Source organism: Ruminococcus sp. 8Y-12 (assembly GCF_058119865.1).
The window spans coordinates 4,699,876-4,712,819 of sequence record NZ_CM176623.1; the positions used below are offsets into that span (position 1 = coordinate 4,699,876).

General features: G+C 50.2%; 12 protein-coding genes. 2 read left to right on the plus strand and 10 right to left on the minus strand.

Annotated elements, in window-relative coordinates; all coding sequences use genetic code 11:
- Nucleotides 1–43 precede the first annotated feature (43 nt).
- Complete coding sequence (locus AC0THY_RS19055) at nt 44–925, plus strand: phosphatase PAP2 family protein (protein ID WP_489992161.1); 882 nt, start codon at nt 44–46, stop codon at nt 923–925.
- Here AC0THY_RS19055 and AC0THY_RS19060 read toward each other — a convergent pair.
- From AC0THY_RS19060 to AC0THY_RS19070, 3 genes are read right to left on the minus strand one after another with little or no spacing between them, the layout of a single operon-like run.
- Nucleotides 922–2,019, minus strand: a complete 1,098-nt coding sequence (locus tag AC0THY_RS19060; RefSeq protein ID WP_489992162.1) for an endonuclease/exonuclease/phosphatase family protein — start codon at nt 2,017–2,019, stop codon at nt 922–924. The genes AC0THY_RS19055 and AC0THY_RS19060 overlap by 4 nt on opposite strands.
- Nucleotides 2,016–3,362, minus strand: coding sequence for an MATE family efflux transporter (locus AC0THY_RS19065; RefSeq protein WP_489992163.1), 1,347 nt, complete (start codon nt 3,360–3,362; stop codon nt 2,016–2,018). The genes AC0THY_RS19060 and AC0THY_RS19065 overlap by 4 nt, the downstream gene beginning before the upstream one ends.
- 12 nt (nt 3,363–3,374) lie before the next feature.
- Nucleotides 3,375–4,244, minus strand: coding sequence for a DegV family protein (locus AC0THY_RS19070; RefSeq protein WP_489992164.1), 870 nt, complete (start codon nt 4,242–4,244; stop codon nt 3,375–3,377).
- A 212-nt stretch (nt 4,245–4,456) separates the two neighbouring features.
- Here AC0THY_RS19070 and AC0THY_RS19075 point away from each other — a divergent pair, with 212 nt between their 5' ends.
- Nucleotides 4,457–4,930: an FMN-binding protein gene (locus tag AC0THY_RS19075; RefSeq protein WP_489992165.1), complete on the plus strand. Its 474-nt coding sequence runs from the start codon at nt 4,457–4,459 to the stop codon at nt 4,928–4,930.
- A gap of 75 nt (nt 4,931–5,005) precedes the next feature.
- On the opposite strand, the gene AC0THY_RS19080 is transcribed toward AC0THY_RS19075, so the two are convergent.
- The 7 genes from AC0THY_RS19080 to AC0THY_RS19110 form a co-directional block, all read right to left on the minus strand.
- On the minus strand, nt 5,006–5,932 hold the full coding sequence (locus AC0THY_RS19080; protein WP_489992166.1) for a GH25 family lysozyme: 927 nt from the start codon (nt 5,930–5,932) through the stop codon (nt 5,006–5,008).
- Nucleotides 5,933–6,030: 98 nt separating this feature from the next.
- Complete coding sequence (locus AC0THY_RS19085) at nt 6,031–7,950, minus strand: NAD(+) synthase (protein ID WP_489992167.1); 1,920 nt, start codon at nt 7,948–7,950, stop codon at nt 6,031–6,033.
- 12 nt (nt 7,951–7,962) lie between these two features.
- Nucleotides 7,963–8,841, minus strand: a complete 879-nt coding sequence (gene hslO / locus AC0THY_RS19090; protein ID WP_489992168.1) for an Hsp33 family molecular chaperone HslO — start codon at nt 8,839–8,841, stop codon at nt 7,963–7,965.
- A gap of 3 nt (nt 8,842–8,844) precedes the next feature.
- Nucleotides 8,845–9,600, minus strand: a complete 756-nt coding sequence (locus AC0THY_RS19095) for a class I SAM-dependent DNA methyltransferase (protein ID WP_489992169.1) — start codon at nt 9,598–9,600, stop codon at nt 8,845–8,847.
- Between the two features lie 31 nt (nt 9,601–9,631).
- Nucleotides 9,632–10,690 carry a histidinol-phosphate transaminase gene (gene hisC / locus AC0THY_RS19100; RefSeq protein WP_489994221.1) on the minus strand — a complete coding sequence of 353 codons (1,059 nt, stop codon included), beginning with the start codon at nt 10,688–10,690 and terminating at the stop codon, nt 9,632–9,634.
- Between the two features lie 40 nt (nt 10,691–10,730).
- Nucleotides 10,731–11,918: a pyridoxal phosphate-dependent aminotransferase gene (locus AC0THY_RS19105; protein ID WP_489992170.1), complete on the minus strand. Its 1,188-nt coding sequence runs from the start codon at nt 11,916–11,918 to the stop codon at nt 10,731–10,733.
- Nucleotides 11,919–11,968: 50 nt separating this feature from the next.
- Entirely contained in the window at nt 11,969–12,868 is a 900-nt protein-coding gene (locus tag AC0THY_RS19110; protein WP_489992171.1) for a DUF2156 domain-containing protein, read from the minus strand.
- Nucleotides 12,869–12,944 lie beyond the last annotated feature (76 nt).

Below are 12,944 nucleotides of genomic sequence, written 5' to 3' on the forward strand. Positions count from 1 at the left end.
GAAGGTAGGAAACAGTTGCAAGAAAATAACAGGAGTGAAATATATGGAATTTTTAGAATTGCTGGCAAAAATACGAACCCCTTTTTTGGATGCTTTTTTTCAATTCTGCACTTATCTGGGACAGGATATCCCGGTGCTGGTGGTCATCTGTATTCTTTTCTGGTGTGTAAACAAAAAGCTGGGCTACCAGATCGGCCTCACCTTTTTTGCCTCCGGCCTTCTTTTGCAGAACTTAAAGATCACCTTCCGCGTTGAGCGGCCCTGGGTGCTCAACCCAGAGTTTCAGGCCGTAGAGTCCGCCATACCGGCTGCCACCGGATATTCCTTCCCCAGCGGCCACACTCAGACTGCCACTGCCCTGTACTCATCTCTGGCTCTGTACACGAAAAAAAAGAGCCTGAAGATACTGCTCTTCCTGCTCTTTCCATTGGTAGGCTTTTCCCGCATGTACCTGGGATGTCACACACCCAAAGATGTGCTGACAGCCATTGGAATCACTCTGGCTGTCTCCATCCCAGTTTATCTGTTCAGTAAAAAGTTAAAAAATACGGACAAAGAAAATGCCCTACTCTGCCTGATTCTGTCCGTGCTCTCTATGCTCACCTTCTGCTATGCCGCGGTTCTGGCCTTGCGCGGAACCATAAGCACAGAAAATGCTATGGACTGCTGTAAAGCCGGGGGCGCAGGCCTCGCTTTTGGGATCTCCTGGTATCTGGAGCACCGGTTCATAAACTTTTCCACGGACGGCAGCTTTAAGGGAAAGACACTGCGCTTCCTCTTCGGCATCGCGGTAACAGCCCTGCTCCACGCAGGTCTCAAGGTTCTTATGCCTGCGACTTTGGTCTCTGCTGCGGTGCAGTACTTTCTCCTGGTCCTGTGGATCGTATGTCTCTATCCCCTGATCATCAAGTGGAAACAGACTTAGTCATCCTCCAGCACAAATTCCATCACCACCGGATTGTGATCTGAGTACAGAAATTGGGCGTCCCTGTTCCAAGCTTTCACGGTCACATTGTCTGACACAATAAAGCCATCCACAATCACCGTGTAGGTGACGCCCTCCTCATAGGGAATATCCGCTCCCCGGCAGGTGGGCACCTGACTGGCATTCTCAGCTCTCACAAAGGACAGTCCCTGTGACAGATCCTCGTCTGAGAGCTGGTATACCCATTCGGGTATCTCCTGCTGTGACGGGAACTGTTCAATGGAGCCCGCGATATCATGGTTAAAATCTCCACCCGCAATCACATAATTTCCCTTCTTCTGTTCTTCACTGAGTACTTCATTCAGAAGCTTCAGCTGACTGGCCCTTATCTTTCCACCCTCATCATAGGCACTCAGATGCACCTGCACAAGCACCAGCTCCCTGCCGTTTTCTAAGGGGCACCTGCTCACCAGAAAGCATCTGTCCAGGTCCGTAAACTTTGTGATAAAAGCGTCCGATACCGGAAACTGACGCCGGATATTTTCTGAGATTTGGTATTTACTCAGTGTCAGCATTCCCGCCTCCACAGAACCGTGGGGCTCAGTGAAAGGGTAGAACAGGTAAGCGCTGTGAAAATTGTTGGCAAACACAGACCCATAGCCATCCATCTCCTCCAGGATCATATCCCTCTGATTCACCTGATAGCTTCTGGTAGCCTTCACATCCACCTCCTGTAAAAACACAAAGTCTGCATCCTCCTGCTTCACCAGTCCAATACTACCCTGGGTGTTTTTTTGTTCCTCCTCTTTTGACCTGGCCCTGGAATGCTTTCCCACAGTCTCAGTCCCGTCCTGCATCCTGCCGGTATCCATGAAAAAGGAATAGTCCTGGGAGTATGCCCCAAAGCCAATATTGTAAGTCATGATTCGGTAGGCTGTATTGGTCTTTAACAGCTTGTCCCGGGGGGCTGCTGTCTCGATTTTTGTGTAATCCTCAATTCGGTAATATTGGCTCTGCATGTAAATGACATAGCCCCCTGCCAGCACGATCACCAGGACTACCAGTGCAAGGACAATCTTTAAAATCTTCTTCATCGTATTCTCACCGTTCTCCTCTCCTCCCTCCGCATCCGAAAGAAATACACCGGAATCAGGGGAATCAGCGCGCTTACCCACGCCGCAGGGTCTGAAAAGCAGATCCCGGTAAAGCCAAAGGGCCCTGCCAGCAGTACAATGGCTCCCACCCTGGCAATCAGTTCAAACACTCCTCCCAGCATGGGAACCAATCCATCCCCCAGGCCCTGAAGAGCGTTGCGGAACAGGAAGATCGCCCCCAGCGGGGGATAAAACCACGCAACAATATGAAACATCTGTCTTGCAATCCCACGGATCTCCCCGGTGGGGTCCTGTACAAACAGCCGAATAAAGAAATCTCCGGCAAAATATACAAAAACTGCCGCCGCCACACTGAAAACCAGTTCCAGTACCAGGGAATGGCGCACCCCCTGGCGTATTCTCCGGTAATTTCCAGCCCCCACATTCTGTCCTACATAGGTTGCCAGCGTAACCCCCAGGGATGGAAAAAGCTGGGTGACAATATTCTGGATCTTATTGACAGCGGACACCGCTGCAATGTAGGAGGCCCCTAGCAGGTTTAGGGATGCCTGTACCACCATGGTCCCCAGACCCGTAATGGAAAACTGCAGGGCCATGGGGATTCCGATCCCCAACAGCTGTCCTGCGCTGCGAGCGGAAAATGCCCTGTCTTCCCTGGTAATACGCAGCACCTCATACCTCTTACGGATGTAACAAAAGCACAAAACCGCAGAAACGGTCTGTGCGATCACCGTGGCATATCCCGCGCCTGCAACCCCTAAAGGCAGTACCGCTACCAGAAGAAGATCCAGCAGAATATTGAGCGCTGAGGAGAGTACCAGAAAGTACAGGGGTGTCCTGCTGTCTCCCAAAGCCCTGGAGATGCCAGCCAGCATATTGTAGGCAAAGGTGGCAGCCAATCCAGCATAGATCACGCCCACGTAGGAGGCGCTGTCCCCCAGGATCTCCTGGGGCGTGTTCATCACCTGCAGTATACTCTCATTGGCAACCAAAAGGCCTCCTGTCATTACCACAGCCATAGCTGCGCAGAGATACACCGACATTACAACACAGTGGCGCAGACGCTTATCATCGCCTGCGCCAAAGCTCTGCGCAATCAAAATTGAAAAACCGCTGGTCATCCCATTGACCCAGCCCAGCACCAAAAACATCAGCGATCCGGTGCCTCCAACCGCTGCAAGGGCATTGACGCCCAGAAACTGGCCTACAATCACGGAATCCACCAGATTGTAAAAAGTCTGGAACAGATTTCCAACAAATACCGGTATGGTAAACAGTAAAATCAATCGAAAGGGGTTCCCCTTAGTCATGTCCTGAATCATGGTCTCTCCATCCTACCGGTAATCGCCCATATAAAACAGCGCGAGCGTTCCGGGGCCCGAGTGCGCTCCTATGGTGGGGCCAACAGGATTGATCAGAAATTCCTGGATGCCAAACCGCTCCCGGATCATATCCGCCATTAACTTTGCATCCTCCTCGCAGTCCCCGTGACTAATAAAAACAATGTCATTTTTATCCCGAAAGCTGCCAATCTGCTTCTCCATGTTGTCTACCAACGCTGCGATAGACTTCTTTCTTCCCCTCACCTTGGAAACAGGAATCAGATGGCCCTCATCGTCCACGTGGAGTACTGGCTTTAAATTAATCATAGTGCCTAACACAGCCGCTGCCTTAGAGACACGTCCCCCTCGATAGAGATGAAAGAGGTCATCCACTGTAAAATTGTGTACAAGATTCAGCTTATGGTCTTCCAGCCATTTTACCAGCTCCTCGTACTCCATACCCTCCTCCATGCGCTTCACCGCCTGATGTACAAAAAGTCCTTCCCCCAGAGACGCACAGAGAGAATCAATCACTGTAATCTGGCAGGAGGGATCTTCCTCCATCAACTCTTCCGCTGCAATTCGGACACTGTTGTAGCTCCCGCTTAACCCGCTTGAGAATGCAATGTGTATAATCCTTTTACACTTCTTGAGAAATTCTCTCAATTCCTCCTTGGCCTCCTCGGGATTCACCTGGGATGTGGTGGGCATGGAACCAGCTCGCATCTTTGCGTAGAACTCCTTGTAAGGAAGCTCATTCTTCTTTGTATAGCTTTTCCCATCTATCATATAAGTAAGGGACATCATCCCAAGGCCATGCTTTTCAACATATTCATTTGGTAAATCGGTCATATTGTCAGTTGTGATTACATAATCAACCATCCTCACACCTCCATCAAATTTTTAATTAATCATAGCACTTTTATAGGAAATTTGCAATGAAATAAAGATTCGTCTCAGGTTAGAGAATAACTGAATGAATTTACTATAAGAAATATCTGCCAAATTTTCTATACAGTAAAAAACAGGTCCAGGCATATATCCCGTCCCGCTGCAATACAATATAAAAAAGCCAATGGTTAGGAGGACTGCAGATGGGTTCAAAGACAAAAATAATGGTATTACGTATGAGGGAGTTGATTTACACCGGGATTTTTATTGCGCTGGGGATTGTCCTGATTATTTTACTCATATTTATGTTTAAACCTAAAAAAACTGCCGCGCCTGATACTGCTCCATCCACAAACCAGACCAGTACATCCGACGCAAAGTACATCCCGGGAGTTTACACAACACCAATCACCTTGAATAACAGTGCGCTTGATGTGGAAGTGACCGTAGATGCGGATCATATCAACTCGATCCGCCTGGTTAATCTAAGTGAGACCGTTACTACGATGTATCCTCTCGTGCAGCCCGCGCTGGAGGAGATCGCAGATCAGATATATGAGGCCCAGTCCACAGAGAACATTACATACTCCGAGGATAGCAAGTATACTTCCCAGATTCTGCTGGATGCCGTAGAGGACGCTCTTGCGCTGGCTGCAAATAATACCACTTCCGAATAAAAGAGTTCCGCTGATGCAATACAAAACTGCGCGGCATGCTGCAGCCGCGCAGTTTTATACTTTATTATATGTTTATTATTTCACCTTCACAGTCAATTTTGCCCTCTTCCCATTTACCGTCTTTATGGTGATCACTGCAGACCCTTTCTTTTTGGCCCTAACCACCCCTTTTGCGTTCACAGATGCCACCTTTTTTCTGTTGGAAGCGTACTTCAGTTTATCGTAAACAGTAGCTGGAGATACCGTGGCTTTGATCTTGTAGGTCTTCCCCTTTTTCAGAGTTATCCTCTTCTTCTTCAGGGTAACCTGTCTGGGCTTTTCCAGGTAGGAATAGTTCACATCCGTCTCCCCCTGCACGTTGCCTGCTCCACTTACTTCAGCCGAATTGGTATACTGCCACATATGATATATCCCCGAGTAAGAGGGCTTTTTCACCCCGTAATGAGCCACCCACACCTTCACATTCTTCAGCCTGCTCCATTTAAAATCTTTGCTTAGATGGCTGGAGGAGGAATAGATCATGGGGGTATAACCCGCCTTACGGATACGGTCACAGAATGCCTTCGCCATAGCAGTGGTGTTGCTCTTGCCTCCCGCAAAGTTTCCCGGCATCTCCATATCATAAGCCACCGGATATTCCAGCTTCCTGCCGTTTAGGATCTTCAGGCAATACTCCGCCTCTGCGATCGCTCCCTCCACGGTCCTGGTACAGCAGACATGGTAGACACCCCGCTTGAGGCCAACAGCACCCGCGCCTTCATAGTTGGACTCAAACTGCGCGTCCACGTCCGAATAAAAATCTTCAGGCGCCTGTCCATCCCCTGTCTTTATCATGGCGTAGGTGTAGCCCTGATTTTTCACAGATTCCCAGTCCACGATGCCGTTGTTCACGGATACATCAATTCCTTTGACTTTGGAGGCTGCCTCCGTCTTCATATGTACACCCAGGCACAGGCAGAATGCCAGCGCCAGGACTCCAATCTTCCATTTTTCTAAGTTCAAATTTCCACTCCTTTTCTGTGTTTCCCGGAATATAAGTTACAAAGTATCAGTAACAATATACCTCCAGATTGTGACAAAAATATGTGCACCGGGATATTCTAATCTGTACCCAACTTATCTAAGTCCTCAATCCACAACCGTACGCAGGCATCGCTTGGCATCCGCAGATCACCTCTCGGAGACAGGGCCACTGAGCCAACCTTGGGCCCGTCCGGAAGACAGGATCGTTTAAACTGTTGAGTGAAAAACCGCCAATAAAACTTCTTCAGCCACTTCAGAATCGTCTCGTTCTCATAGGTCCCCGCAAAAGCGATCTTGGCGATCCGGTATATTTTTCTGGGCTCATAGCCAAACCGGAGTACATAGTACAAAAAGAAATCATGGAGCTCATAAGGGCCCACCAAATCCTCTGTCTTCTGTGAAATCTCCCCGTCCCTGGGAGGAAGCAGTTCCGGACTCACAGGAGTGTCCAACACATCCAGAAGGATATCTGCCAGTCTTGCATCCCCACAGCTCTGCGCATAGTAACGGACAAGGTGGCGCACCAGGGTCTTGGGTACGGAGGCGTTTACCCCATACATAGACATGTGGTCTCCATTATAGGTGGCCCACCCAAGGGCCAGCTCAGACATGTCGCCGGTACCGATCACCATCCCCTGGGTCTGATTGGCGATGTCCATCAGGATCTGTGTCCGCTCCCTGGCCTGACTGTTCTCGTAGGTCACATCGTGGTTCCCCTCATCGTGGCCGATATCTCTGAAATGAATCCTGACTGCCTCCCTGATATCCACCTCCCGCAGGGTGGCTCCCAGTGTTTTTGTGAGTTCACAGGCATTTGTGAATGTCCGGTCTGTGGTGCCGAAGCAGGGCATGGTCACAGCAGTAATCTGCTCTCTTGGGATCTGCAGCATATCAAAGGCTTTGGCTGTCACCAGAAGCGCGAGGGTAGAATCCAATCCTCCGGAGATGCCTACCACCGCACTTGCGCATCCTGTGTGCTCAAGTCTTTTTTTCAACCCCATGGCCTGTATGGATAAGATCTCCTCACAGCGTCTGTCCCGGTCTTCTTTGATTCCGGGCACAAAGGGCGCTGGATCAAAGCTGCGTTCCAGTCTCGTGGTCACGCTCTGCAGATGAAAGGCGACCCTCTCGTAATCCTGTTTATCGCAGATATCAAAGGTGGTCATCCTTCTTCTCTCTGATGTCAGACGTTTGATATCCAAGTCCCCGTATGCTGTCTCGTTGCAAAATCGCTTTGTCTGGGACAGCAACACTCCATTTTCCGCGATCAGACTGTGGCCGCCAAACACCAGATCCGTAGTGGACTCGCCCTCCCCGGCACTTGCATAGAGGTAGGCGCAGAGGAGTCTGGCCGACTGTCCAGTTACCAGGGCTTCCCGGTAGATGTTCTTTCCGGTGGTCTCATCACTGGCAGACAGATTTACGATCACAGTGGCTCCCGCCATGGCGTGACGTGTGCTGGGCGGGTCCGGAGCCCAGACATCCTCACAGATCTCCGCCGCCACCTGAAGTCCCGGAACCTCCCTGCAGGAAAACAGCAGGTTCATGCCAAAAGGCACAGGTGTACCCTCATAGTCCACCCACTCCACCTTTGCCTCACCCGGGTGAAAGTGACGGGCTTCATAGAATTCGCCGTAGTTGGGGAGGTGGCGTTTTGGTACGATACCCAGCAGTTTCCCGTCAGACAGCACTGCCGCCACATTGTAGAGCTTGCCGTCTTTCTCCCAGGGAAGTCCCACAAACACCAGGGCATCCTTGCCCCTGCTTCGGAAAATCACCTGATGCAGCGCATGCTTTGCCTGGTCAAGCAACAGGTCCTGCCAAAACAAGTCCTCACAGGTGTAACCAGTGATACACAGTTCGGGAAACACAATAATCTTTGCGCCCAGGGCTTGGGCCTCCTCCATCCTCCCGGAAATTTCTCCGGCATTGTACTTACAATCCGCTACTTTTATTCTCGGTGTCACCACAGCCGTCTTGATAAATCCGTCTAACATGTCTTCCTCCGTTTACCTGCTTTTTTGATAGAGATCTTTTAGCTCCTCCACCGTAAACCCATAGTTTGTATTGCAGAAATGGCAGTTCACTTCAATGGTTTTTCCGTCTTCTATCATCTCTTTTAAGTCTTTCTTACCCACGCTGACCAAAGCCTTTGCCACCCGCCCTTTGTCGCAGTTGCAGTAAAACTCTGTGGGAATCCGGTCCGTAATCTCCAGACCAAACTCCCCTAAGAGTTCCTCCAGGATCTGTTCCGGTGTCATTCCGGCGTCCAGCATGGATGTCACGCTGGTCACTGTGGATAGCTTTTCCTCCAGCGCGCTTATAATCTTCTCATCCGTAAATGGCATCAGCTGTATGATAAATCCTCCTGCCTGCTTCACTGTGTTGTCATGCTCCATCAAAACCCCCAGGCCCACTGAGGAGGGCACCTGCTCTGAGGTGGCAAAATAGTAGGTCAGATCCTCCGCGATTTCGCTTGTCTGAAGTACAGTCTGCCCCACATATGGCTCTTTTAAACCCATGTCCTTGATGACATTTAAAATTCCCACACCCACTGCCCCTGCCACATCCAGCTTTCCCTTGCTGTTCGGCGGCAGCATGACTGCGGGATTGTTTACATATCCCTTTACCCTGGCCCGGCTGTCCGCTGTGACGGTCATTCCACCAAGAGGTCCCCCTGCTTTGATCTGAAGCGTCAGCAAGTCCTGCTTCCCCTTCATCATGGTTCCCATCATGGCTCCTGCACTAAGCAGGCGGCCCAGAGCGGCTGTTGCCACCGGACTGGTGTTGTGGGCAGCTCTGGCCTGTTCCACCAGATTCCTTGTGGTTGCGGCAAACGCTCTGATCTGACTGTCCGCTGCAGTTGCTCTCACAATATAATCTGACATATTCTATTCCTTTCCATGCTCTCTTGCAATCACATAAATTCTCTCACTGTCTACTCTGGCCGGCTCTCTGGTAAATGCATCATAGACGGCTTCCAATTCCATCCCCGCCTTCCGGATGAGCCCTTTAATGATATCTAAACTGTATGCCCGCTGATAGTGGGTCTCCTGATATCTTCGATAGAGGTCCCCTTCCTCCCTGACAAAGATAGTCAGGTCGTACTCATTGGCCCCTTCCTCCTCATACCAGGTATTCTCCCAGATAAAGCTGCATTCCCTGCGGTTCTCCGCAATGGTCGTATCCCCCAAAAGTTCCCGGTACTTATAGGCAGTGTTCAGATCAAAGACAAAGATTCCCCCTGGGTCCAGATAGTTATTCACCAGCTTCAGCACACAGAGAAACTCCTCCTCAGACATCAGGTAATTCATGGAGTCGCAGACGCTCACAACTGCCCTCACCGTACCGTAGAGTTCAAAGTCCCTCATATCCTGATGCAGATACAGGATGTCATGACCCGATGCCAACTTTTTCTCCTGCGCTATCTCCAGCATTTCCTCGGAAAAATCCACCCCGATCATATCATATCCCATCTCTGCCAGCTGCTCCGTCATACTCCCTGTACCGCACCCGAGGTCCAGAACCAGACCGTCTTCTATTCCATACCCTGTCAGCAGTTCCCCCAGGTAGGCGCTCCACTCTCTGTAGGGCACATTGTCCATGAAGGTGTCGTACACATAGGCAAATCCTGTGTATGCTTCCATTTCGCAGCCTCCGTTCCTTCGTTTTTATCTATCACTTTTTCATGTAGCGCCGCAAAAAGGCCAGCAGTTCATCCATCTCCTGATCCGTTCCAATGGTCACCCTCAGATAATTGTCGATCCTGGGCTTATTAAAATAGCGCACGTAAATCTTTTTTATCTTCAGCGCCTCAAAAAGCTCCCTGGCCGCAAACTCCGGGTGTGTGATAAAGAGAAAATTGGCCTGGGAATCCGCAAAGGTAAAGCCCATTCCCCGCAGCTCTCTCTTCACCCGCTCCCTGGTGGCCGTAATCTTTCCCACCGTCTCCTTAAAGTATGCCTCATCCTCCAAAGCCACCGCCGCTGCCACAAGGGTTGGGGCATTCATGGTGTAGGAATTGAAGGAATATTTTACATCATTCAGATACTTGATCAGTGTCCTGCTGCCAAAGGCGCATCCCACCCGCATTCCCGCCATGGAGCGGGATTTGGAAAAGGTCTGGACCACCAGCAGGTTCTCATATTGATCCAGCAGTTCCAGGGCAGACCTGCCTCCGAAATCAATGTAGGCTTCATCCACAATCACCACTACATCCTGGTTGTTACGAATAATATCCTCCACGTCTTCCAAATCCTGACACACCCCTGTGGGAGCGTTGGGATTTGGGAAAATCACGCCCCCATTATCCCTGTAGTAGTCCTCCTTTACAATCTCAAATTCCTCATTCAGCGGTTGGCACACATAGGGAATGCGGAACACATCGGCCCACACATCGTAAAAAGAATATGTAATGTCCGGAAACAGCACCGGCTTTCTGGAGTTGAAAAAAGTGAGAAAACACATGGCCAGCACATCGTCCGAACCCACGCCTACAAAAATCTGCTCCTTTGCCACATGATAAGTCTTTGCCAATTTGGACACCAGCGCATCCGCGGCCGGATCGGGGTATCTGCGGAGGCTGTCCGCATCCATATTCTTTAAGGCCTCCATCACGCCGGGGGCCGGCGGATAGGGGTTTTCATTAGTATTTAATTTGATCATTCCGATCTGGTTGGGCTGCTCTCCGGGCACATAGGGTACCACGGTTCTCACATTTTTTTCCCAGGCTCTCATCATTTCCTCCTCTTGTTCTTCACCTTAATCCACGCAAATATCACAGATATTGCTTCATCAATTCCTCAAACTTCGGAAGCGCCCGGCAGATGGTCTCATAGGCCACGCAATATGCCAGACGTACATATCCAGGGCATCCAAAGGAGCTGCCAGGCACCATGAGAATATGGTACTTCTTTGCCTTAGCACAGAACTGGGTTTCATCCTCCTCCGGAGATTTCACAAAAAGGTAGAAGGCTCCCTGAGGCTTAACACACTTAAGCCCCACTCTTCTTAGCCCCTGGTAGAGCGCTTCCCGGTTCCTGTCATAGTACTCCACATCCACCTTCGCATCCAGGCATCTGGCCACCACTTTTTGGAATAGGGAAGGGGCATTGACATAGCCCAGAATCCGCGTAGCCACATTGGCTGCCTCCCTGATCTGTTCTGAATCGTCCAGCTCATCCGGGAGCACCAGATAACCTATTCGCTCCCCTGGCAGAGAAAGAGATTTGCTGAAGGAGTAGCCGACAACGGTGTTCTCATAGTATTTCGTCAGGTAGGGTACCTCTATCTCATCGTACGCCAGCTCACGGTAGGGCTCGTCTGCTACCAGATAAATGCTGGTCTGAAACTCTTCCTGCTTCTCTCTCAGGATACCGGCCATTCTTTTGATTGTCTCCTCAGAATAGACCACTCCTGTGGGGTTGTTCGGCGTATTGACAATCACTGCCTTTGTCCTGGCGTTAACCATCTTTTCAAAGGCATCCAGGTTGGGCTGGAAAGTTTCAGTATCCGGCTCCACAGCCTTCAAAATCCCGTCGTAGTTTGTCACATAAGCCCGGTATTCCCCAAAATAGGGCGCAAAGGTGAGTACCTCATCCCCGGGATTCAGCAACGTCTTCATGACTACATTCAGTCCACCGGCCGCTCCCACCGTCATCACAATATTATCCATCCCAAACCGGGTACCAAAGCGGGCGTTCAGAGATTCCGCCACCGCCCTTCTCACATCCTCATACCCGGAATTGCTGGTGGTGTATCCATGTACCTGCAGAGAGTCCTCCTGGCTTAAGATGTCCAGCACCGCCTCTTTTACCTCGGCAGGCGCCGGTACATTGGGATTTCCAATGCTGAAATCAAACACATTTTCCGCACCGTAGAGGTCGCCTAAGCGTTTCCCTTCCTCAAACATAGCTCTTATGGCCGAGCTGTTTTTGACATACCCTGTCATTTTTTCCGATATCATCCCACATTCCCCTTTCTGTCCCTATCCCGTTTTCGTAACGGTTCAGTACCTCATTCTGCGTCTATTCTGGTCACGAATCCTTTCTCCACCATAAATACAGGATGATAGGAAAGCTTTGCCTGGCGCAGTCCCTCCGCCCCGGTATCCTCTTCGCGGTTGATGTATGTGTAGCCCTCCGTCTCATGTAGGACAAACTGCTGATTGATCATGGGATAAGCCCCCGGCACATCCGCATAAGCCTTCTCGATATGCACCACCATGGTGTCATCGCACACTGGCTCCCCGATGGAAAAGGCCACCACCTCTCCCGCGGCCCGCAGCAGTCCGCCCCTCATCTCCAGCTCCCGAAACAGGCGCAGGAAATTTAAGGTTACACACATCTCCGCATTTTTTTCCGGATCATCCTCACACCCGTTGATCCTTCTCCAGTTCAGAGCCATCTGAAAGCATTCCTCCGCATTCTGTTCCGTAATGCTCTCATACGTCCAGTCAGGATAGGTTTTCTTAAATTTATTGATGTGATTCTTCTTGCCATGGTATTTCTTGCCGGACAGGTTCGCCAGCTTCTCCCTCTCATACACGTAGTCCGCGCTGTCCCTGTTGTATGCGATTTGAAACTCTTCCGGATAAAGCTGGTTTAGACAGGCATACTGCCCCTCTGTTACCAGGTGCATCTGAAAAGGCTTTCCCAGTTCCCTACAGTATTCCATCAGGGCTTTTAAAGCCGGCTTTATCTTTTGGGATTCCCCGATGGGAAAGGTAAAGCTGGGCTTCTCCCCCTTTGCCATATACACCAGTGTATCCTCCACAATGGCATACTCCACGCCGTAATGCCTGGACCATAGGTAAGTATTGGCAAAAGTAAACTCACAGCTTCTCGTCTTCTGCCTGCGCAGATACTCATTTATCAGGTCTCTATCTTCTAATTCTGGTCTTTTAAATGTAATCATATGTTCCTCTCTTTTTGTATTTCTCCGTAACGGTTCTGTAACTTCACATCCAAATTTTTGTTACTATTCACGGCCG